This window comes from Bacillus sp. SD088 (assembly GCF_017355205.1).
GTDB lineage: Bacteria > Bacillota > Bacilli > Bacillales > Bacillaceae_C > Lederbergia.
Genome location: NZ_JADIJK010000029.1, coordinates 38,319 through 61,505, shown reverse-complemented (window position 1 = coordinate 61,505; position 23,187 = coordinate 38,319). Strand labels below are relative to the sequence as shown.

The 23,187-nt window shown below is 38.4% G+C and carries 22 protein-coding genes and 1 other annotated feature; of the genes, 11 read left to right on the top strand and 11 right to left on the bottom strand.

Annotation, left to right across the window (positions count from 1 at the left end; translation table 11 throughout):
• The 3 genes from IPU53_RS20720 to IPU53_RS20710 all read left to right on the top strand — a co-directional run.
• On the top strand, window positions 1–428 hold a 428-nt coding region (locus IPU53_RS20720; protein WP_313886542.1), incomplete at its 5' end, for a permease prefix domain 1-containing protein.
• 12 nt (window positions 429–440) lie between these two features.
• Complete coding sequence (locus IPU53_RS20715; protein WP_207452906.1) at window positions 441–1,073, top strand: hypothetical protein; 633 nt, start codon at window positions 441–443, stop codon at window positions 1,071–1,073.
• 301 nt (window positions 1,074–1,374) lie between these two features.
• Window positions 1,375–1,941 carry a hypothetical protein gene (locus tag IPU53_RS20710; RefSeq protein ID WP_207452905.1) on the top strand — a complete coding sequence of 189 codons (567 nt, stop codon included), beginning with the start codon at window positions 1,375–1,377 and terminating at the stop codon, window positions 1,939–1,941.
• On the opposite strand, the gene IPU53_RS20705 is transcribed toward IPU53_RS20710, so the two are convergent.
• Complete coding sequence (locus IPU53_RS20705) at window positions 1,938–2,444, bottom strand: REP-associated tyrosine transposase (protein ID WP_207452904.1); 507 nt, start codon at window positions 2,442–2,444, stop codon at window positions 1,938–1,940. The two genes, IPU53_RS20710 and IPU53_RS20705, sit on opposite strands and share 4 nt — an antisense overlap.
• A 285-nt stretch (window positions 2,445–2,729) precedes the next feature.
• Here IPU53_RS20705 and IPU53_RS20700 point away from each other — a divergent pair, with 285 nt between their 5' ends.
• Both IPU53_RS20700 and IPU53_RS20695 read left to right on the top strand, forming a co-directional pair.
• Window positions 2,730–3,428: a FadR/GntR family transcriptional regulator gene (locus IPU53_RS20700; RefSeq protein WP_207452903.1), complete on the top strand. Its 699-nt coding sequence runs from the start codon at window positions 2,730–2,732 to the stop codon at window positions 3,426–3,428.
• Complete coding sequence (locus IPU53_RS20695) at window positions 3,425–4,657, top strand: CynX/NimT family MFS transporter (RefSeq protein WP_207452902.1); 1,233 nt, start codon at window positions 3,425–3,427, stop codon at window positions 4,655–4,657. Before IPU53_RS20700 ends, IPU53_RS20695 begins: the two co-directional genes overlap by 4 nt.
• Window positions 4,658–4,767: 110 nt before the next feature.
• On the opposite strand, the gene IPU53_RS20690 is transcribed toward IPU53_RS20695, so the two are convergent.
• Both IPU53_RS20690 and IPU53_RS20685 read right to left on the bottom strand, forming a co-directional pair.
• The gene (locus IPU53_RS20690) at window positions 4,768–6,006 is read right to left on the bottom strand and encodes an MFS transporter (RefSeq protein ID WP_207452901.1); all 1,239 of its coding nucleotides are present in this window, start codon (window positions 6,004–6,006) and stop codon (window positions 4,768–4,770) included.
• 185 nt (window positions 6,007–6,191) lie between these two features.
• Complete coding sequence (locus IPU53_RS20685; protein ID WP_207452900.1) at window positions 6,192–6,647, bottom strand: CBS domain-containing protein; 456 nt, start codon at window positions 6,645–6,647, stop codon at window positions 6,192–6,194.
• 136 nt (window positions 6,648–6,783) lie between these two features.
• On the opposite strand from IPU53_RS20685, the gene IPU53_RS20680 reads away from it, so the two are divergent.
• From IPU53_RS20680 to IPU53_RS20660, 5 genes are all read left to right on the top strand, one after another.
• Window positions 6,784–7,215, top strand: a complete 432-nt coding sequence (locus tag IPU53_RS20680) for a MarR family winged helix-turn-helix transcriptional regulator (RefSeq protein ID WP_207452899.1) — start codon at window positions 6,784–6,786, stop codon at window positions 7,213–7,215.
• 502 nt (window positions 7,216–7,717) lie between these two features.
• Window positions 7,718–8,479 carry a polyphosphate polymerase domain-containing protein gene (locus IPU53_RS20675; RefSeq protein ID WP_207452898.1) on the top strand — a complete coding sequence of 254 codons (762 nt, stop codon included), beginning with the start codon at window positions 7,718–7,720 and terminating at the stop codon, window positions 8,477–8,479.
• A 30-nt stretch (window positions 8,480–8,509) separates the two neighbouring features.
• On the top strand, window positions 8,510–9,190 hold the full coding sequence (locus IPU53_RS20670; RefSeq protein ID WP_207452897.1) for a DUF4956 domain-containing protein: 681 nt from the start codon (window positions 8,510–8,512) through the stop codon (window positions 9,188–9,190).
• A 357-nt stretch (window positions 9,191–9,547) separates the two neighbouring features.
• Window positions 9,548–11,008: a sulfatase family protein gene (locus IPU53_RS20665; RefSeq protein WP_207452896.1), complete on the top strand. Its 1,461-nt coding sequence runs from the start codon at window positions 9,548–9,550 to the stop codon at window positions 11,006–11,008.
• Window positions 11,009–11,501: 493 nt separating this feature from the next.
• Window positions 11,502–13,232, top strand: coding sequence for a methyl-accepting chemotaxis protein (locus tag IPU53_RS20660; RefSeq protein WP_207452895.1), 1,731 nt, complete (start codon window positions 11,502–11,504; stop codon window positions 13,230–13,232).
• 110 nt (window positions 13,233–13,342) lie between these two features.
• On the opposite strand, the gene proS is transcribed toward IPU53_RS20660, so the two are convergent.
• From proS to IPU53_RS20630, 6 genes are all read right to left on the bottom strand, one after another.
• Window positions 13,343–14,782, bottom strand: coding sequence for a proline--tRNA ligase (proS, locus tag IPU53_RS20655; protein WP_207452894.1), 1,440 nt, complete (start codon window positions 14,780–14,782; stop codon window positions 13,343–13,345).
• A 48-nt stretch (window positions 14,783–14,830) separates the two neighbouring features.
• Window positions 14,831–15,028 (bottom strand) — a binding site (T-box leader).
• Between the two features lie 330 nt (window positions 15,029–15,358).
• Window positions 15,359–16,729 (bottom strand): extracellular solute-binding protein, encoded by a 1,371-nt coding sequence (locus IPU53_RS20650; protein ID WP_207452893.1) that lies wholly within the window; start codon window positions 16,727–16,729, stop codon window positions 15,359–15,361.
• A gap of 56 nt (window positions 16,730–16,785) precedes the next feature.
• Window positions 16,786–17,664, bottom strand: coding sequence for a carbohydrate ABC transporter permease (locus IPU53_RS20645; RefSeq protein WP_207452909.1), 879 nt, complete (start codon window positions 17,662–17,664; stop codon window positions 16,786–16,788).
• 33 nt (window positions 17,665–17,697) lie between these two features.
• Complete coding sequence (locus tag IPU53_RS20640) at window positions 17,698–18,642, bottom strand: carbohydrate ABC transporter permease (protein WP_242698471.1); 945 nt, start codon at window positions 18,640–18,642, stop codon at window positions 17,698–17,700.
• Window positions 18,643–18,809: 167 nt separating this feature from the next.
• Complete coding sequence (locus IPU53_RS20635) at window positions 18,810–19,835, bottom strand: Gfo/Idh/MocA family protein (protein WP_207452892.1); 1,026 nt, start codon at window positions 19,833–19,835, stop codon at window positions 18,810–18,812.
• 12 nt (window positions 19,836–19,847) lie between these two features.
• Window positions 19,848–20,669 (bottom strand): sugar phosphate isomerase/epimerase family protein, encoded by an 822-nt coding sequence (locus IPU53_RS20630; RefSeq protein WP_207452891.1) that lies wholly within the window; start codon window positions 20,667–20,669, stop codon window positions 19,848–19,850.
• Between the two features lie 362 nt (window positions 20,670–21,031).
• Between IPU53_RS20630 and IPU53_RS20625 the strand changes: the two genes are divergently transcribed.
• A complete protein-coding gene (locus IPU53_RS20625; protein ID WP_207452890.1) occupies window positions 21,032–21,340 on the top strand; it encodes a helix-turn-helix domain-containing protein in 309 nt (102 codons plus the stop codon).
• A gap of 675 nt (window positions 21,341–22,015) precedes the next feature.
• On the opposite strand, the gene IPU53_RS20620 is transcribed toward IPU53_RS20625, so the two are convergent.
• Together IPU53_RS20620 and IPU53_RS20615 are read right to left on the bottom strand one after the other, a co-directional pair.
• Window positions 22,016–22,555 carry a chromate transporter gene (locus IPU53_RS20620; RefSeq protein ID WP_207452889.1) on the bottom strand — a complete coding sequence of 180 codons (540 nt, stop codon included), beginning with the start codon at window positions 22,553–22,555 and terminating at the stop codon, window positions 22,016–22,018.
• Between the two features lie 13 nt (window positions 22,556–22,568).
• Window positions 22,569–23,180 (bottom strand): chromate transporter, encoded by a 612-nt coding sequence (locus tag IPU53_RS20615; RefSeq protein WP_207452888.1) that lies wholly within the window; start codon window positions 23,178–23,180, stop codon window positions 22,569–22,571.
• Between the last annotated feature and the right edge of the window lie 7 nt (window positions 23,181–23,187).

The window sequence follows — 23,187 nt, the reverse complement described above, 5'->3', positions numbered from 1 at the left end:
GATCTATTTATGGAGGGGTTAAAATGAAAGTATTGAAGAACCATGTGCATAGCTTATTTAAAGATATTCCCAGTAGTGAACAAAAAGAATCTTTGATGCAGGAGGTATTACAAAATCTTGAAGAAAAAGTATGGGATCTAATGGAACAAGGCAAAGCAGAAGAAGACGCAATTAATAAAGCCATTGTGGACTTTGGAGATATTGAAGATTTAAAACACGAATTAGGTATAGGTGGGACACAACCACAAAAGAAAAAGATGAGAAAATTAAACTTAGGTTATTCTCTATGGGGAAGTTCGTTGATTATCGCCCTAGTACTTTTTATCAACCTTTACTATACCCCCCATACGATTTGGTTTGTGTACCCTACCTTCGCCATACTTTGGTGGCCGTTAACGATGTATTTTATCTGGCTTCGGAATAAATAAGGAGGGGTATATTTGAAAAATTATGATATTGGTTTCGTCGTAGTAGGCAGTCTGATGACCGTCGTTTTTTTAATCATCGTCAATCTCATTACCGGACCAGGTTATCCTTGGGTCATTTATCCCGCTTTCGCATTGATTCTATGGATAATGGGCTACTATTTTATTCGAAAAGGAAAGCATAGACAACTTGCTCTCTTCTATAGTCTTCTGATTATATTGTTTCTAATTCTCACAAATCACCTAAATACACCTGACTATCCATGGTTTCTATTCGCAGTTTACCCCCTCCTATGGTGGCCGATCCTTGTATTTTTAGGCGATAAAGCCGCAGCGATGTCAACAGCTCTCATTGGCAGCATAAGTATTATCATATATTATTTTATTTTAAATATGATATTTTCACCCCAATATTTATGGGTCATCTATCCAGCCTTTGTTGTACTTTGGTGGCCACTATCATTGTATCATGTTAAAAGGGGAACCTATTTTCAATATTCCATCCATGCTAGCCTATTGATCACCCTATTTTTTATCTGTGTAAATGTCATTTCTTCTCCAGGCACAATTTGGGCAGTCTATCCGATCTTTTGTGTACTTTGGTGGCCTTTGAGTATGTATTATTTCGTATATAAACTTGAAAAATAATCCGTTTTAAAATTGCAATCGGCAAAGGAAACAAAATATTTGCGATCAATACCTTGTGATAATTTATTGTTAAACCTATCATCATACGCGGCTGGGCTTATATGTCAAAGGGCGAAAAAAAGCAGAAGGTGCGATAATTAATGAAAAAATGGATACAAAGTCTAATTAAATCCTGTTTCCATTTTTTCATTTTTCAGCTGGTAAATAGACCTCAAGGCTTAGTCGAAAATATTTCTTAAGCTCCTTATGATTAAACACAGAAGCCGGTAAGATGAAGATATGTTAACAAGGAGGAGTCACAATGGAAGAAAAAAAGGTATATATTCTCCTTTCGGATACAGGAACCCTATTTACAAGACTTATTAAATTATATACAAAAAAACCCTATAACCACGCGTCTATTGCCTTTGATCCCAATTTGATTGAAGTATATAGTTTCGGGAGGAAACATCCCTTTAATCCCTTTAAAGCTGGATTTGTGAAGGAAGACTTACACGGAAAATTCTTTAAACAAGCGCGGTGTTCTATTTATTGTTGTACGATTTCAGATGTCGAATTGGAAAAGATGAATCACTATATTAATAGAATCGCCGCACATGCGGAAATCTATCGATACAATCTAATTGGATTATTCGCCGTTGCGCTAAATAAACCGATAAAAAGAAAAAATGCTTTCTTCTGCTCTCAATTTGTTGCAACTGTCTTATTAAAATCTAATACAATTAAATTTGATAAACCGATATCACTTATCACCCCTCATGATTTACAAGAGTCTCCTCGTTTCGAACTAACTTATCAAGGAAGACTTGCAGATTTTCACACAAAAACCGACCTCTGGGGACTGTCCCCCACTACGATAATGCATTAACGTGTCAAGGGACTGTCCCCTAGTGTTAGGGTTTTTTTCGTTTCTAAAATGGGATCTTCTTTGTTGTTGACTAGTTTCGCATAGCTGCTCCATGGATAATATTCTGGTTTAGTGACGATGTTTGCTTCAACTGGATTTAAGTGGATGTATTTACATACAGTGAGAAAGTAATCATCTGTTCTGACTAATTGGGCATGAAAACGCCCTTGGAATAGATGTCCTGATAATTCATAACGCTTGTTAAAACGAATGGCAAATCGACTATGAATATAATGAATAATCGGACCAGGTGGCTGATCTTTTGTTTCCAATAACAGATGAATATGATTCGGCATGAGGCAATAAGCATGAAGATTAAAAGAGATATGATTCTTACAAGATTTAATTAGGCTCAAATAGTATTGATAATCTTGAGTTTCTCGAAAAATACGATCACGCCTATTCCCGCGAGCCGTAATATGATAAGTTGCCCCCGGAAACCATACACGTAGTTTTCGTGCCATGTAATCCCTCCCAAATTTATTAGCCCCATTATAGTCATGGCGGGTATCCTTTTCAAATTGTCAAAAAGGTATTTTGATTATAATAACAAACTAAAAGTCCCCTTTTTACACATGAATATCCCAAAATTACTCTCCCTCGACACTCCAAAATCCTAATCTTCAATATTTAAAAACTTTAGTACATTAACACAGCGGGGGACTGTCCCCAGATTTACTTCCATTTTCAATTATGTTAATATATCCTACATACCAATCATCCTACAAATTTTTAAGGAGGTGTTTGTTATGTTAAGGAAAGCAAGTCGGCTATCTTTGGTGGAGCAGGTTGTGATGCAGATTGAGAGTTTGATTGAGAAGGGGCATTGGACGGTTGGCGATAAGTTGCCGCCAGAGATGGAGCTTATGGAGGAGTTCGCGGTTAGTCGTAATACTTTGAGAGAGGCGATTCGTGCGTTAGTTCATGCAGGTTTACTGGAGACAAAGCAAGGAAGTGGAACACTTGTCCGCTCCTCAAGCTCACTGGGCGCTGCCATGGAACGTCATCTTGAAAAGTCCAATTTAATTGAAACATTGGAAGTGAGATTAGCTCTAGAAAGGGAGGCTGCACAATTAGCTGCCGTTCATCGAAATGATGAGGATCTTCACCAGCTTGAGTTTTATATGGAGCAATGTCGAGACACTGCCCAAAGGGATGCGGTTGAGGATTTTATCTCAGCTGACATGGCTTTTCACAAAGCTATGGTGAAGGCCTCACACAATCAACTTCTTCAAGAGCTATATGAATATATGACGGACCCTTTATATACATCCATTAGCAAACTCATGATTATCGATACATCATTTGCCTGTGAAAAAATGATTCACAGTGAACTATTAGATGCTATTCGAGAGCAGAATATCGAAGAGGCGATAAAATATGTCAATGAATATATTTTTGACTTTAAAAAAAGATTAGCATTAGAGCTTAAGGAGGAAGACTTTTGAGTAAAAACACGACATCATTAGAAAATACACCAATCCATCAAGCGCATTGGTTCCTTTTACTAGGAATCATATTAGTAGGAGCAAACTTAAGAGCTCCCTTAACATCTGTCGGCGCACTTATTTCATTTATACGTGATGATTTAAGTCTGAGTCATGCTGTAGCTGGGAGCATTACCACCCTTCCATTACTCGCTTTCGCCCTTCTTTCTCCTTTCGCACCTAAACTCGCCAATCGACTTGGTATGGAAAAAACAATTTTTTTCTCCTTACTACTTTTAATGATTGGATTAATAGTACGATCATTTTTCGGAACGAGTTTTCTCTTTATAGGTACGATTATGATTGGTATGGCGATTTCAATAGGAAATGTCCTTTTGCCTGGTTTGATTAAAATGAATTTCCCTTTAAAAATTGGCTTTGTCACTGGTATATATGCCGTTTTCATGAACTTATTTGGTGCCTTCGGTTCAGGTTTAAGTGTACCGATTGCTTCCATTAAAGGAGTGGGTTGGAAAGGATCACTGGCTTTTTGGACCATCCTTGCGATTATTGCCCTACTCTTTTGGATTCCACAACTCCGAAAACCTAGTGAATCCGTAAAAGTCGTCAAGGCCTCTGAACAAAAAGGCAAAAGCATTTGGCACTCTCCATTAGCTTGGCATATTACCATCTTTATGGGATTACAGTCATTGATTTTTTATACATTTATTACATGGTTGCCTGAAATCCTTCAAACACATGGATATAGTTCAAGTGCGTCTGGTTGGATGCTCTTCCTTATGCAATTCGCGCTTATTCCTGTTACCTTTATTATTCCGGTCGTAGCCGAAAAAATGAAAGACCAAAAAGTCATATCCGGAATCACTGCGTTTTTCTTTATGGCTGGCATCGTCGGTTTATTCCTGGGTAGCAAGCTACTCATCCCCCTATCGGTTATCCTGATCGGGATTGCAGCCGGAAGCGCCTTTAGTCTAGCAATGATGTTTTTCAGCTTACGTACTTCGAGTGGACAAGAAGCTGCCGAAATGTCGGGAATGGCGCAGTCTCTCGGCTATCTTTTGGCTGCTGTTGGCCCGATGTTATTTGGTGGTTTACATGATTTATTTCATAGTTGGAAAATCCCCCTACTTTTGCTATTTTTGCTAGCAATGGTCATCTTTATTACCGGAGTAAATGCTGGGAAAAGCAAAGTCATCTCAGATTCCACTACACCAAGGAAATTAGCTTGATAAGAAAAACCGAAGTCAGATCCTGTCTGACTTCGGTTTTTCAACTTTCTTTATTGGTATCCCCTTGATAAAACTTTAACACTTTAACAAAGCGGGGGACTGTCCCCGAATTAGTGTCCTGTTTCTACATCATCAACATGTTTTACATGGATGTGGTTGGCCCATACGACTAATACTGAGATGAAGACGAAGATGGCGCCGACGATGAAGGGGGTGCTAGGGTTAAAGATTTCCGATAATTTTCCTGCCAAGAATGGAGCGATCGCGGCTCCGATGAATCGAAGAAAGCTATATGCGGCAGAGGCAGTGGAGCGTTCGACTGTTGTGGCGTTCATAACTGCTGTTGTAATTAGTGTATTATTATTTCCAAGTAGTGCGCCTGAGATTACAACGGCTGAGATTACTAGCCATTGGTGGGAAGTCCAAAGTCCCATGGCTAGAAGGACGATTCCAAATAAGCCTAGCATTAAACACATGGATTTAATTGTGCCAAACCATTGCTGGATTTTTGGTGCCATAAAGACTGACGTAATAGCTAGTAGTAGTCCCCAACCTAGAAAGACAAAACCTAAGCCATGTTCATCTAATCCTAATACAAATGGGGCATACGCTAGTAAGGTAAAAAAGCCAAAGTTATATAGGGCTGCTGTAATCCCAAAGACTAATAAAGAACGATGTTTCAACGCCCGAAATGGATCCAATATAGAAGTCTTTGGTTTAGCACCCTTCGTTGTCCCACTTGCTTTAGGCATTAAAATCGATAATCCTATAAAAGCGATGACCATTAAAACAGCTACCCCAAGAAAGGGACCTCTCCATGACATCGCCCCTAGCCATCCTCCTAGTAATGGACCAACAGAAATTCCTAATCCAATTGCGGCTTCATATAATATAATTGCTTTTGCATTTCCACCTGTAGCTAATGTGACAATCGCCGTTAATGCCGTAGCGACAAATAAGGCATTCCCAAGTCCCCAGCCACCTCTTAAGGCTACAAGTGACCAAATATCGTTCGATACTCCACATAATCCAGCAAATAAAGCAATGATGACAATCCCACTAAGTAGTGTGCCTTTCATCCCTAGCTTTGAAGATATAGTGCCTGTTACAAGCATAGCAACCGCCATGACCGCATTATAGCTTGTAAAAAGCAGCGTTGTCTCACTTTGTGATGCATCCAATTGGTTTGCAATGGCCGGTAATATTGGATCAACCAAACCTAATCCCATAAAAGCAATAATACTCGCAAAAAAGACAGCCCATACTGCTTTCGGCTGCTTCAAGATACTTCCCTCTTCCTGTATCGACTGATTCACTACTTTCGCAGCAGTTGTAACATCTTGTGACATACATCTTCTCCATTCTATTTTTTTAATACTCTAAGATCATTTAGATATCTTTATGACCGCTAATGATTCTTCTTATGATCGTGCAGATTTTGAAATTTCCATTCCGCTTGCGGAAGTTCACCACCCCAATTCTCGATGCATGTGCTCAAACTTTTGCACATTACCCAAGTACGGTGATATTCAAATCAGAGAAAATTTTTAAATGTATGGCGAATTACATCTCCACGGCTGACGATCCCAACCAATTTTCCATCTTTTTCGACGGGGAGCTTTTTTATTTTTCTTTTCCCTAGAATAGTGGCTATATTTTCGACTTCTTCATCCCATGCTACTTTAATTACCTTTTTCTTCGCAATATTGAGAACCGGTAAATCCAGTACCTGTTCCGCTTTTTCCAAAAATCCTTCTTTGTCGCCTTCCACAACATTCACGAAATATAAGGAATCAACGACAATGTCCTTATGTTTTCCAATATATCGCATAATATCGCCGTCGCTTATATAGGCAATTAATTCTTTCTGATCATTTACTACAGGTAACCCACTAATTTCATGGGTAATAAATTGTTGAATCACTGTACGAATAGAATCCGTTTCTGTCACATGATAAACATCGTGTATCATGACGTCTTGAGCTTTCATTTCTCATTCCCACCCATCATTGATAAATTTAAAAACAATTTAGTTGATTGTACCATACAACTAAATATTTGTCTAAAAAATTTCGGAACTTGCACAAGCTTGAGTTTGTCGCTAGGATAATAGTGAGGTGTCAAAAATGGATAAAGATGCGATCAAAATAATAGAAGAAGAAGTCAGTTTATTTATTCGCCGCATTGTCATAACCGAAAAGCGCAATGGCATGCTTGAGCGCTCTGCCTATGTCTTATTAAGGCAATTATCTGTCGCTGGTCCGGTTGGAGTAAAATCTTTATCAGAACAGCTAAAGTTAGATATTTCCACCATTAGCAGACAGGCAGCAGCCCTTGAACAAAAAGAATATATCGAGAAAATGCCAAACCCTAAAGATGGGCGCTCCTACTTTTACGGGATTACCAATCTAGGCATTAAGGAATTAGATGATAATAAAGAAAGAAGATATGATCGACTATCTGAGGTGTTATCGGATTGGTCAGAAGAGGACAAACTAACTTTTGGCCATTTATTGAAAAAGTATAATCAAACGATCATTGAAAAAGACAAACCATAAAACGATAACCTATTTTTGCATAAAGCAGGTGTTAGTGTCCGTTATCCCCTACTTAGTTATTGTTGTGAATCAGGGCCTTACGGATCGGATCAAAAATCGTCACATCAAGTAATCGATGTGGCGATTTTTTTACGGTTTGGAAATCATAAAATCGTAGCTTAAGAATCATTCGCATGATTGGGTGCCATATCTAGCTCCAGGCGCCATCGACTTGAGGCTCGCTGAAGCGGTTGCTACAGAATTACTCGCGCAGTCGAAGATAGGACACGAGGGTTGAGTCTGCCGCCAGGATGGCGCGAACATAGCCGATGTTCTGCATAATAAGCTGATCCAAAGAACGCCCTTCTTTGGATCAGCTTATTTACTTGTCGAAGGTAGCGGACACCTTGCGCTTTTCTTATTGAGACTATTTTTTCTTTCTCATACAATTCTAATCTAGCTTCAATTATATTTTAAGATTCATTGAGTACTATACAAGTATTGACATGAAGGAGATGACAACATGGCCATTGAAATTTTTAGAAGGAGAGAACAGAAATATTTGATCACTCACGATCAATATCAGGAATTGGTGAAACGAATGATGCCTTTTATGCGACCAGATCGGAATGGTAGTGCAGGCCAATATACGATTACTACATTATATTTCGAAAGCCCTGATAACAGGATTTATTTTGAGACAAAAAACAAATTAAGATTTCGCCAAAAGCTTCGGTTACGGATTTATGATGATACTAATTTAGATGGAAATGCTTTTTTTGAGATTAAACAAAAACATAAAAAGGTAGTAAATAAACGAAGAATGGTCCTGCCTTTATCAGAAGCTTATCGATATTTATCTGGAGAAACACCCGAGTCCTTAGAAGATTACATGACATCAAACTTACAAGTTTTTCGAGAAATTGATCATTATCGAACATTATACGAACTCCGCCCAGAAATGGTTGTAAGCTATGACCGGCATGCTTTACATCATATCGAGGATCCCGATTTACGCGTGACGTTTGATTTAAATTTACGTTGTCGTAATCATGATTTACAGATTGAACATGGCCCCTTTGGAGAACATTTTATTGCTCAAAACTTAGTAGTCCTAGAGGTAAAGGTAAGCCACAGTATTCCTCTATGGCTTACGCGTATTTTGCAAGATTTAAAATGTGAACAGCGCAGTGCTTCCAAGTTTTGCACAAGCTTAGAATGTTTAAAAGGTGAAGAGTTACCAAATGGGATTGAACAGGAGAAAATTCTCGTTGGTGCAATATAAAGAAAAAGGAAAAAAGTGGAGGAATATACAATGGATTTTATAGAGAATTTATTTACGTTGGAAAATTTAGGAGAAACAAATATTTGGATGAGTTTGGTTGCAATGGCACTTGCCCTTATACTCAGTTTATTAATTACCAAGGTTTATCAAATCACCTTTACAGGTGAAAGGTATTCGCAATCATTCGTTCATACAATTATCATGATGAGTGTTGTCGTGTCTGTCGTCATGAATGTTGTGAGTGGAAATGCTGGTGTTGCCTTTGGCCTATTTGCGGTCTTTTCATTGATACGCTTCCGTAGTGCTGTAACAGATGCAAAGGATATCGCTTATATCTTTTTTGGCCTTTGTGTCGGCATGACAGCAGGTCTCTTCCAATTCGGTTTAGCAATTATGCTTACCCTTTTTGCTAGTTTCATCTTTTACTTGCTTTATAAAATGCAATATGGAAAAGGAAAAGATACACAGATTTTAAAAGTCACCGTCCCGGAAAACTTAAATCATGAAAACTTACTCGTTGATATTTTTCAACAATATACACTGAGTCATACACTCAGACAAGTAGAAACAACCAATCTCGGAACCATGATTTTATACACCTACGCTATTCGCAGCAAAGACACAACCAATGACAAAGAGCTCCTTGACCGAATTCGCGAAAAAAATGCTAACCTGAAAGTTTCGATCACTTATTTAGAAAGTGCAAATTAATAAAGCGGAGTGTTAGCGTCCGTTACCTCCACTTAGACTTCTTTGCAATCTCTTAGTGGCTTACGGACGGTTGCACCGGGATAAAAGTGCCTGGTACCGCTTGAATAATGTCGAATTAAAAGCTTCTCGTGAGCTAATTCAGTAAGATTTGGATGGGGCCTAGCAGGCCCTCCCCCATATAAATTCACAAAAAAACCCTCGTAAACAGTCCAATATTCTACTATAAATCAGAGAATTATACATGGACCCCCTTCCGTTGATCATCCTATAATACATAGAAAGAGGTGAAGTGTAATCGCCTTCTTTTACAAGCAGTATGTAGCTTTTTTTAATATTAAATAGTAAGGAGAGTCTTTCATGAAAGTATTATTATTAGATTTAGATTCTACTAATCCAGCACATTTAGGTTGTTATGGCTATCACCGTCATACTTCACCAAACATTGATAAGATTGCAGCTGAAGGAGTTCGATTTACCAATTATTATACATCTGATGCTCCTTGTTTTCCTTCACGAACCGCTTTGATGACTGGCCGTTTTGGAATTCATAATGGTGTCGTAAACCATGGGGGTGCAGCTGCAGATGTGCGTCATGATGGAGAGGAACGCGGATTTCGTGATAAACTCTCTTTCGAAAATTTCCCTAATGTGTTTCGACGCAAAGGGATGAAAACATCGTTAATTAGCCCCTTTGCGGAAAGACATTCTTCCTATACTTTCTATGCTGGCTTTAATGAGATGTATAATACGGGAAAAGGTGGAATGGAATCAGCTGAAGAAGTGACACCTGTTGTATTGGATTGGTTGGAGCGAAATGGAGAAAATGAAGACTGGTTTTTATACGTTAATTATTGGGATCCTCACACTCCATATAGAGCACCTGAATCATTTGGAAATCCGTTCAAGGATGAGCCACTTCCTGCCTGGATTACCGATGAAGTTTTAGAAAAGCAAAAGGAAAAAATTGGGCCTCATAGTGTTCATGAAATCAATATGTTCAACAATAACACAGATCCAGAATATCCTCGTTATCCTGGTGAAATAAAAAATATGGATGATATGCGGAAAATGATTGATGGTTATGATTGCGGAGTAAAGTATCTCGATGACCATGTCGGGATGATTTTTGAACAATTAGAGAAACAAGGTGTTATGGAAGAAGTGATTATAATCATCACAGCGGATCATGGCGAAAATATGGGAGAATTGGGCATCTATGGGGAACATGGAACAGCTGATCAAGGCACATGCCGTATTCCTATGATCATTCGTTGGCCAGGTCTAAAAGCGGGGCATGTGGATAATGATTTCCATTACCATCTTGATCTTCCGCCAACGATTGCAGAATTAATTGATGTCGAGCCTGCTGAAAGATGGGATGGACAAAGCTATGCTGCTGCTCTAAAAAATGGAGAATCAGCTGGTCGCGATTATTTAGTAGTGTCGCAATGTGCACATGTATGTCAGAGGTCTGTTAGATTCGGAGACTGGTTATACATTCGCTCCTATCATGACGGGTATCATCTATTCCCTAAAGAAATGCTATACAACCTGAAAGAAGATCCTTTCGAACAGCATGATGTAGCATCTGAAAATCCTGATCTTTGTCGAGAAGCTGTTTACTATCTAAACGAATGGCATGATGACATGATGAGTACAATGGATCATGATGTTGACCCACTATGGACAGTCATGAAGGAAGGCGGACCCCTTCATGCAAAAGGCAATCTGAAACATTACGTAAAGAGATTAGAAGCAACCGGAAGAGGACATGCAATTCCAGAACTAAAAAAACGCCATCCACATGAATTCGAATAAAAAGGAGTGCCTGGTACGACCCTGAACATATCATGTTTCGCCGAATAAACCATTCGGCATAAACAGACAAGAATCGGGTGGTGCCAGGCACCTTCCTATTGTCCTAGACACCCATAGGTTAAAAGTATATAATTAACAAGACCTATAATTAAATATTATTGACTGCAATATCCTAATGGAAGCTAGTAGTACACCGACCTATTCAATCTAGCGTCGGTATTTTTGGCCTATACGGATATTTTTTAAAATTGAAGATAAGAGAAGCCTTTTCATAATGACTTATTCTGCAAAAACGAGCTTTCATAAAAAATAGATTTACTGATCAGTTCATGATAGGAGCTAATTTTACGGGCTGAAGTAGAGGCGGCATCTCCTGCTATATCTATACTTAGCAAGGAAAAAGATTGAGATCTGCTAATAGTACCTATTGTTTTGAAAGCTCAAACTTAAAGCTCTAAATAAAAAAATGCACATAGTGGAGGAAGAGCAAACAATGAAGCTTTTCACAAAAAAAACAAAAACATGGGAAGAATATCTCAATCATTCTAATCAAACTGATATTGCCGGCGTAGGGAAGCGAATAAAGGAGCGACTGACTTTTATGAATATCAAACAAGAAAATTTAGTCGCTATTCGTGAGGCGTCTTCCGTCCTTTCTCCCTATAAAAACGAAATAGTTAATCAATTTTACGACCGGATTACGTCTGTTGATCATTTGCAAGGCATCATTATCCAACATTCAACCGTTGAGCGTTTAAGAAAAACGATGGGGAAATATTTAGATCAATTTTTAGATGCAGAGGTAAATAAAGAGTATATCGAGACAAGAATTGTAATTGGTCAAGTACATAGTCGCATTCATTTGACTGCTGAGCATTTTATTTCTGCCCACCATCTGTTAATACAAATTATGACTTCTATTCTGATGGAAAAATTGTACAGTCAGCCAAATCAGATGATGAATACTGTCCTTTCCATTCAAAAATTAGCAGCATTTGATCAGCAACTCATCGTGGAAGTTTATATGGAAGAAACGTTTAAATCCTTTTTGTTTGGCATTTCCGATACATTAAACTACACCACGCAGCTAGATACTTCAAAACAATTAATCGCAGAGATGGATAATATGAATGAGGAAAGCTATAGTGTTTCAAGTGCAACAGAAGAAGTCAGTGCTTCTATTCTAGAAGTCGCCAATCATTCAACCAAGGTGGCGGAAGGAACAGATGAAGCCGTTCAATTTGCAGAACAAGGCAAACAAAATGTTCATGAAACGATGGTAGATATTGAACAAGTGGGGCACGTCTATAATCAGGTTGTACATCAAGTCGATCAGCTTAACCACGAGATTGAGAAAACTCATGAAATTGTTGAAGTTATCAAGCAAATCACAGATCAAACCAACTTGCTTGCCTTAAATGCAAGTATCGAGGCTGCACGGGCAGGAGAACATGGAAAAGGATTTGCTGTAGTAGCGAATGAAGTAAGGAAGTTAGCAGAGCATACAAAGGAACAAACATTACAAATAGCGGAGCATATGCAATCATTACAACATGTCTCAATCCTCGTAACAAAACAAATGAACAATACAGAAGCATTGATCAAGAAAAGCGTAACGGGTGCCAAAGTTGCTGATGAAGCACTAAACAAGATCGTGTTCGCCATGCAAGGAATTAATCAAGCGACATCACAAATCGCTGCAATGTCAGAGGAACAGACATCAGCTGTTGATGAAATTGCACAACGCAACTCAATTATTTTTGATTTAAGCAAGAGTTCACAAGCCATTGCGAATCAGACAGCTAAAGTTATTTTTGATTTAAGTAGGCAAATGGAAGAATATCGAAATACTTTTTTTACGACAAATATTCATTTAAATTCAAAAGACGTCATTAAAGTTGCAAAAACAGATCATCTTCTTTGGAAATGGAAAATCTATAATATGCTGCTAGGATTAGAAACACTTAATTCCCAGCAAGTGACATCACACGAAACATGTCGACTTGGCCAATGGTACTATGGAGATTTATCTTCAAAAGTGAAGGAAATGCCTGCCTTTAAGCAATTAGAAAAGCCTCATAAAGCCGTCCACCATTATGCCAAACAAGCTGTTTCATTGTATGAACAGGATGACCAATCAGCATCGCAAGAAGCATTTGAGCAAGTCCTAAACTATTCAGAGCTTGTGCTTACATTGTTAACGCAATTAGAATCCGAGATTTGAGAAAAGCTTACCAACAGCGAAAAGATGAAGTGGAAACCTCTCACTTCATCTTTTTGTTGTTGAAGTCCCAATACTAGTGTTCTTTTGTCATTAAAAAGCTACTAAATCCTTTAATATGCTTTCGCCCAATAGACCATTTCTTTTGCTTCTTTCCCACAGCATATACAACTATCCGCCACTTTCTCTTGTTCAAAAGGGATACACCTTGATGTAGCCTGGGTTTCTTCTTTTATTCTCTCTTCACAATCGCGATCTCCACACCACATCGCTTTAATGAAACCAGGATTTTTTTCAAGAATATGTTTAAATTCCTCCATTGTCGTGGCAATGGAGGTTTTCTCCTCACGAAGGAGAAGTGCACGATTAAAGAGGTTCTCTTGGATCTCCTCCATTAAGATCGGTAAACGAGCTTCTAAATCATCTAAATTGACAAATTCCTTTTCTCCCGTATCGCGCCGAACAAGGACAACTTGATTTTTTTCAATATCTTTCGGTCCCATTTCAATTCGGACGGGAATTCCCTTCATTTCACATTCATTAAATTTCCATCCTGGTGACTTGTCACTTGCATCTATTCCTACGCGAACAAAATCTTTTAATTGATCACGCAAGGCATAAGCTTGATCTAGAACTCCTTCTTTATGTTGAGCAATAGGAATAATAATCGCTTGTATTGGAGCAATTTTTGGCGGTAAAACCAAACCGCGATTATCGCCATGAACCATGATTAGTGCACCAATCAAACGGGTAGTAATCCCCCAAGAGGTTTGATAGACAAATTGGCTTTCCCCCTTTTCATCCAAATAAGTGATATCAAAGGCTTTAGCAAAACCTGAGCCAAAATGATGAGAAGTACCCGATTGCAAGGCTTTCCCATCATGCATCATACTTTCAATCGTGAGTGTATAATCAGCACCAGCAAACTTTTCCTTTTCAGTTTTTCGACCACGGAGAACGGGAATGGCTAGATAGTTTTCAAGCACATCTGTATAAACATTCAACATTCTTGTTGTTTCTTCCGCGGCCTCCTCATACGTTGCATGTGCTGTGTGCCCTTCCTGCCATAAAAATTCCAATGACCGCAAAAAGGGACGTGTCGTTTTTTCCCAGCGCACCACATTACTCCATTGATTATAGAGCATAGGCAAATCACGATAAGAATGGATATTTTTTGAATAATATTCACAAAACAGAGCCTCAGAGGTTGGGCGCACAACCAATCGTTCACTTAATTCATTTTCACCACCATGTGTAACCCAGGCCACTTCAGGCGCAAATCCTTCTACATGATCTTTTTCCTTTTGCAGCAGGCTCTCTGGAATAAATGAAGGAAAAGAAACATTTGCATGACCCGTCGCTTTTATTTGCCTGTCTAATTCATCACGGATACGTTCCCATATCGCAAATCCATCTGGTTTAATGATCATCGTTCCACGAACTGGCCCATAATCAATTAAATTTGCCTGTTTCACAACATCTGTATACCATTGTGCAAAATCCTCTTCCATCGCTGTAATTTTTTCTACAAATTGCTTATTCTTTTTTCCCATCTTCTACACCTCTAATTTTTTTGTAAAACCACAAAGAGGCCCCCATCCGAAAAGGACCGGGGACCGGTGGTACCACCTTTATTTACATTGATCAACAAAACATGCACACTCAATTGGATAACGGCCAAAACCGCGCACATCTGCGAACTCCAAGGCAGGTTCTAATTTGCATCTTGGAAATTCGCACCACCCATTCCCTCTCTAAAAAAGATAACAAATTATACTAATCCTTATCTCTGTTTTTTATCGTATATAAATGAATATATTATAACAGATAACCTAAATTTACTGAACTACAGAATAATAAATTTAAATGGCTTTTCCAGACCAAGAGTTCAAATACAAAAAATGGGCCTGTCCCAAAAGTCGAAAATCGCCAAAAAGGCTCCTTTGCCGTGGGCATCGCTTCTGCTTCCTCACAAATTCGTGAGCTATGGGGTCAGACATGTCATCATTTTTGGCGATTTTCTTAACGTTTATTCATAAAAAGAAAGAGAATTCTTCATTCTTTTCGTCGTTGAAGACTTATTGGAAAGCCCCATCCTTTCGTTTTGATTCAATCTTTAGCGAATTTTGTTATTGATTGGCCGACCATTTTTCTGCACGTTTTTGTAAATCACTTAGAAACTTTTCAATATCCGGTGTTTTTCCATTGGCTGCATTACTGATAAATCCGTTTACAGCGGGAACAATCTCACTACTAAAGAATGGGTTCGCTTCATCCATCAGAACTGAAGGTGAAACGTCTGCAATCTCCATCGCCTTTTGCGAAAACTTATCTTCTTTGGGAACAAAGTCAGCATCAGCTAATGTTGGGGTTGCTGAATAGTTATCATAATTCCATTTTTGGGTTTCATACCCAGTTAGAAACTTCATTACTTCCCAAGCTGCTTCTACATCTTGTGCATCTTTAGCCATAACAAATGGATCCATCGCTACCCATCCTTCCCCATTCGGGCCTAAATTCAATACTGCTTCATAACGGTCTAATATTTCTTTATTATCATTTGCCAAGTATTCTCCCATTATTGGGCCACCAGCATCATCAAGGGCGATGCCTATATTATTCATTTCTGTTCCGAAATTTTCATTTCCTTTTTCATTTAAAAAATCAATTGGGGGATATTGGGAAGCTTCAGCAAGCCATTCCATTACTTTCACCATTTCGGGTGTATCCAATTTCCATTCGATGTTTTTTAAATCATCTAAGGATCCCTTTGCACCTTCAGCTCCAAAGGCATGTGTGAGTGCTACAAAGGTAGAGGCATTTAAGGATTTTCCACTAAAATACAGCCCATAATTTCTTTCGCCGGTTACTGGATTCTCCCCTGTCATTTGTTGTGCCTTCTCCAATATTTCCTCTGGAGATGGATTTTCCGATAATGGTTCCACTCCCCACTCTTCAAATAGTTGTTTATCATATACAGTAACGCGTTTTCCTAATACAGATGGAAGACCAAAACGTTCTCCATCATAACTAACTGTACTATAGGAATTTTCCCATATTCCTGCAAGGTAGATACTTTCATCAAATTCGGAATCATCTTCAATTAAATCTTCAATCCCTCTAAGTAAACCTTGCTCCATCCATTGGGCCGCAAAGGCTCCTCCTGAATAAATAAGGTCCACATCTTTCGATTGTAACATAGCTGTTTGTTTGGCTTGGGCATTATCCCAAGGGACTTGGTATATTTCCAATTCGATATTAGGGTATCTTGGTTCAAATTCATTTTTCAAATATTCTTCAAAGCCGATTGTTTCTTTCCCAGTAATAGGATCAATTCCATCTTCAAGCGGCCATCCAGCCACTGATACGCGGACTGTTCCTTTCATATCGGAAACTACTTCAATATTACTTGTATCCTTTCCTCCGTCAGTCGAGGAAGAACAGGCGGCTAAAGCAGCAACTAACAGGGTAGTGATTAATATTGAAAAGATTTTCTTCATTTAGAAGACCTCCCATTTTAATATACTTTTTGGCTAAACGAATCACATCATTTCATTTATTGCTTTACACCAGACAAGGCGATGCTTTCTACGATATAGCGTTGAAGAAATAAATATAATGTCACAACAGGAATTAAACTAACGGTTGTTGCCGCCATGATGATGGACGGCAATGGCGCTGTTTTATTAACACGGAACATAGCTAAACCAAGCTGAATAGTATATTTATCCGGTGTTTTTAAGGCAAGTAATGGCCATAGTAAATCATTCCATACAGCTAAAAATTGCAGGATCGCCATGGTAGCCACAATCGGAATACATAATGGAAGAAAAACACTAAAAAATACTTTGAATTCTCCTGCCCCGTCTATAATCGCCGCTTCTCGTAAACTAGAAGGGGTTTGATCAATAAAAGCCTTCGCTAAAAAAGTACCGAATGCATAGTTAAGAGCCGGTAAGAAAAAAGCCCAATACGTATCTAATAAGTGAATTTTTGCAAAAAGTAAATATTGAGGAATCATTGTCATTTCAAATGGAATCATCATGGTACTTAACGCTAATACAAGCACTACCATCGATCCTTTAAATTTTAGCTTGGAGATGGCATAACCTGATAAAAGCGCTGACATTAAACTAACAAAAATGACTCCAATTGAAATGATCAAAGAGTTAATCATATATTTGATCATTGGCATATTTGTAAAAGCAAGTTGGTACGTTTTAAATGAGAATTCCTTTGGCCAAAATCTGGGTGGGTAGGGAATACTTAATCTGGCTCCCCAATCAAAGCTGGTCAATAGCATCCAGACAAACGGGATAATCATTATAACGGACCCTATTAGAAGAATACTTGAAATGATTATATTACTTACTAGTTTCGTCCTTTTCTTTGAGTTGTAATTAAAGTTTTGATCTCCAACATGTACATTGGGCATACCAACTGGATTACTCAAAACCTCCACCCCTCTCTATTCAAAATTATTCTTCCGATTCAAATACAACATGATGACAGTCAAAATAAGAATAAACATAAACAAGATATAGGATGCGGCTGTTGCAATTCCCATTTGACTAGCTGAGAAGGCGTTACGATAAATATATAAAACGACTGTCATTAAAGAGCCGGCAGGGTTTCCTCCCGTACCACCAATCAACCATACTTCCGTAAACCTTTTCATCGCACCTATTGTACTCATAATGACCATGAAAAGAATGATAGGTTTTAAGTAAGGTATCGTAATGTAATACCATTTTTTAAACCAATTGGCCCCATCTACTTCAGCGGCTTCGTATAGATCTCTTGGAACACTTGTTAATGCCGCTAAGAAAATAATAGTGTTATAGCCAAGCATTCCCCATAATGTCATTAACACAATACTAAATCTCGAAACACTTGGATTAGTAAACCATCCAACTGATTCCACTCCAATAAATCCTAAAGCATAGTTTAACAATCCTTCACTGCCCGAATTGAATAAAAACTGAAACAATATACTAGTTGCAACAAGAGACACCACATTGGGTAGAAAATAAACCCCTTTAAAGAAATTCCTCCATCTTATCCATGGAACATTATAGATCAATGTTGCCAGAATAAAGGATAGAGATACGCCTAGAATGACAGATAATACGCCCATATACAGAGTATTATATAAGGATTTCCAAAATATCGAGTCTGTGAAAACGCTCTTATAATTAGCTAAGCCAACCCAGTCCCCACCAAAGCTGGTAGACGATTTTTGAAAACTTAATATTAAAGCACCTACCATAGGATAAATCGCAAATACCAAAACCCCTATTGCTAGTGGTGCAGAAAATACATATCCAGCCAAATCTTTAGAAGTAAAAAATTTTTTCTTTGTTTGCCTTGTTTGAAAATTTTTATTAGTCGGAGCTTCTGAATGAATAGCCAATTCGATGTCACCTCTTTCAAAAATAATGGCGAACTATGAACTTGAGTTACAAAACAATCTACCCCTTATAAAGTGAAACTTCAATCAGTGGGGTTTTCCTTCCCCCCCACTGATTGTTAGTTGAACAAATCGGGCTTTTACTGGCTGTTGATCCCCCACTTACAATTCTAGGTTTTTCCACGAATTCTTGAAGTCGGGGTTTTACAGCCAGTTAATGCGGGATAAAACTCTTCCATTGTAACGATACTTCCTTGTTCATTCGCAACATTTGCCGCAAGACTTTTGCTTAAAGTTTCTACACCGTCCTGGTAAGAAGCAAGAACGAGTTCCTGATTGTTTGTTTGTATCGCTTTAATAAATTCACGATCTTGTACCTCATAAAAATCAACCGTTGATGTAAACGTAGTCGTTCTCTCTTTTTCATAAATAGATAAGCTAGTCCCATCTATCTCAAGTCGGAAATTACGTCCCAAAATTTCTAGGCCCATTCTATGATCATGTTGAGTAATGGAACTATCTAAGTGACCAACTGCACCAGTTTCAAAGCGAACATTAACGGATGTCACATCTGGTATATCCATTTTTTCAATATCATTCATAACTTGCAAGGACATATGTGCTTGTATTTGTTTTATATCACCACACAGATAACTCATTAGATCAAGAATATGAGTCGCTTGCTCAACCAATTGCCCGCCCGACTTATTCTTGAGTCGATACCAAGGTGTCGGAACCAACGAGGTTAAGTAATGTCCACGCACCATAGCGACTTGCTTATCCTGTAAATAATCTTTCGCAATCTTCACAGTATCTAGATAGCGGAGACAATATCCAGATGCGTTTATCACACCTGACTGGGCAATGATTTCTGCCTTTTCTTTTGCCCTATTAAAATCCAATTCTACCGGTTTTTCTACTAATAAATGAATCCCTTTTCGTGCTGCTTTTTCCTCAATATCTCCATGTGCAAATGGTGGGACGCAAATAAATAAGGCATCTATATTTTCCTTTTCCAACATTTGATCAATATCTGTATAGGCTATGGCTTTATATTTTTCGCCTTGCCTGATAGCTGCTTCTTCCGCAATATCACAAACCGCAACAATTTCAGCATCTTCATTTTGAAAAATATTATTTAAATGAGCATTAGCAATACCGCCAACTCCTACAAATCCAACACGAACTTTTGCCATTTCAAATGCGCCTCACTTTTTTAAAATAATATCTAAATGCCGTGCTGTATCTTCTGCTAATGTATGGGGACAGAACGAATAGGGAGATAATTCAGCAGTTAAGGTATCCTCATATCCCAATTTCCTCAATGCAGCTATTACTGCTTCCCAATTGACGTCACCAGCTAATAAAGGAACAAATCCTGCTCCATTCCCTACAGCTATATTAAAATCCTTCACATGCACCTTGAATACCCGCCTCCCAAGTATGCGTATCCATTGTTCCGGATAACCAAACTGTAAAACATTCCCAACGTCAAAATAGGCCCCAACATAATCTGATTCGAAATCATCTATATATCTGGCCATTTCAAGTGGAGATAATAGGAATTTATTCCACACATTTTCTATGCCTATTTTCACACCATATTTTTCAGCAGTTGGGATGATCTCCCTAATGGAGACTTGACTTCTTTTGTAGCATTCTTCATAGGAAACCTGCTCAGAAACTGCGCCGGGGACCACGAGAATCGTATCCATTCCTATATAACCCGCAATTTCAAGCATCTTTTCTACTACTCTTATACCTTGCTGCCGAATTTGCTTATCAGGCGAACAAAGAGGCATTTTCCATAGTAATGACGTCGATAAGCTTCTAAGCTCTATTTCGTATTTCTCTGCAATCGCTTTAATTTTTAACGCTTCTTCCTTCGTTGTCTCTACAGTTAGTCCGATTCCATCAGCTTCATAAAGGTTTAGTTCCACAGCATGAAAACCAGCATCTCTGCTATATTCGAACACTTTCTCTAATGATGTCTGTTCTGGATAACACCATTGATTAATCCCCTTTAGCATTCTCTTCCTCCTAACCAAGTTTTCTTAACAACGCAACATGCCGATTTTCCTACTCCATGTCACTTTAGTTTATGCTTCACCTCCTTCAACGCTGATTGGTACATCATGTTGTCATTACCAGTAATCTAGAGAGATCTTCTTTTAATTTAGGGTTTTCTCAGCTCATTCCTCTATCCCAGTAAAAAAATCAACTTTTAGTATTCAATATTAATCAAACTCTGTAGCTATCCCGATTTAACCTCTATTATATAACTATTAGCTATAAAGTCAATATTTTTATAGCTAATTACTATTTTTTACCCTTATTGTTTCTCTCTTTCCATACAACCCAGATTATATAATTAGGATAGGTGATAATTACTATGAATATTGGAAAACGAATTCGAAATTTACGGGAATCAAAAAAACTCAAAGCAACGGAGCTAGCAAGAAAAGCATTTATTTCACAACCTTATTTATCTGATATTGAAAAAGGAAAAACTCAACCTTCAATTGACACACTGAAAGCCATTTGCAATGCTCTCGAGATTAGCATAGGTGACTTTTTTGGAGATCTATCTGAATTATCTCCACATACCATCCAATTAATGAACGATGCTAAAAAGCTAACAAATGAAGAAGTAAAATTATTAGGAGCCTTTATAGCAACCTTTGTTAAAGAAAGGGAATAATACTCAATTGTGGTAATGGGGGATCATATATTGGAACAATAAGGGGACGATAAAGGAAAGCGCATCCAAAACGAGTTTTTCACAAGATGTTAGTCTATATTATATGACTGTTCTCGGCCGACATCTTTGCTACATCAAACAAGACTAGAAAAAGGGACGTGATTTTATTTAATAATTGTTAATTTTCCGTTTTATGACAACAATTATATGCATCAGTTATTTATTCCCTTATGTAAAGATAGATTAGAGGATTAGCTCGTTACATATTCTTGAAATGATAGGTTGTAGTGCCTTGGAATACTGAGGAGGATGGTGTTTAACCCTATTTTATTGAATTTATAAAATACGAGGCTGGGACAAAACTAAAAAAGTCGAGTTCTAAAACCAAACAATGTATTACCTTAGCGGAGGAAATATACGTGGACTCCAGCGGGAGGTCGGCTAGGGACGGTCACGACCTGTGACCAACGCCGACACTAGAACATCGTGTTCGTCGAAAAGGCATCGGTGAGATCCCGGAGTGCGTAGCACGAGGAAGCTCACCAGCCGCCCGCGGAAAGCGAAGTATATTTCCGGAGCGGGTATATGAACACTAGTAACTCGTTTTTGGGGAAATGCTTTTACCCCAGCTTCGCTTTAAAATTAGTTTAGAAGCTTTCCCTTTTAATCATCTTACTAAAACACCACGACCCCAATAATTCCCGCAAAAATAATAACCACAGTTGGATGGATTTTAAAATATGCCAAGGCAACTAAAGAAGCGATGAAAATTAGGAACAAGGTCACCATATGCCATGATATCTGTAATCCGATCACACCATTCGATATTGCAAAATGGATAGCTGCATAGATAATTAGGCTCGTCACAATAGGGCGCAAACCATAGAAAGCAGATTGGACCCACTTGTTTTGATTTAATTTATAAAAAAATAGCGCAATGATTAGAACAATTAGCACGGAAGGCAGAGTAATCGCAATAGAAGAGACAATTGCACCTGGCAATCCCGCAACCTGATAGCCAACTGCAGTGGCACTATTGGAGGCAATCGATCCTGGTGTCATGCCTGCAAGTGCCACAATATCTGTATATTCCGCGGTTGTCAGCCATCCCCTGTTTGTGACCTCTGTTCCAATCACTGGAATCATCGCATAACCGCCACCAAATGAAACTGCGCCAATTACAAGAAAAACAAGAAATAATTCTAGTATCACCATATTCTTTCTCCCCTTATGAGCTCATTTTTTCATTATGTTTTTTAATAGGGGGTCTATTATTATGGCGAGGTCGCATATGAAGTACTTCCTTAATCTTTACGATTAGAATACCCAGTAAGGCACCACTAACAATGACAAGGACCGGATGCCAATGAAAAACAAGCATCATCACAACCATGAAAGCCATTAGAATAAAAGTTGATACATCCAGAATAGAAGTCCTAGCAATTTTAATCGCTGCATAAGCAATTAAGGCCACAACCGCTGCTCGAATTCCTTGAAAAGCTGCGTCAACATGTGGGTTCCCCTTTATCGAGAGAAAAATTAAATTTAACAGCAACACAATTAGAAAGGTTGGCAAAAGCACACCGATCATCGCAACAATTGCCCCAAGCACTCCAGCAATTTTATGTCCAATAAAAGTCGCCGCATTTACTGCAATTGCTCCAGGAGCCGTCCCTGCTAGTGCAAACATATCGGAGACTTCTTCCATTTTCACCCATCTTCTTTTATCAACCACTTCACGTTCAATCATGGGAATCATCGCATAACCGCCACCAAAAGTAATCGGTCCTATTTTAAGAAAAGTCCAAAATAATTGTAAAAGTAATCTCCAATTCTTCAAATTTCCC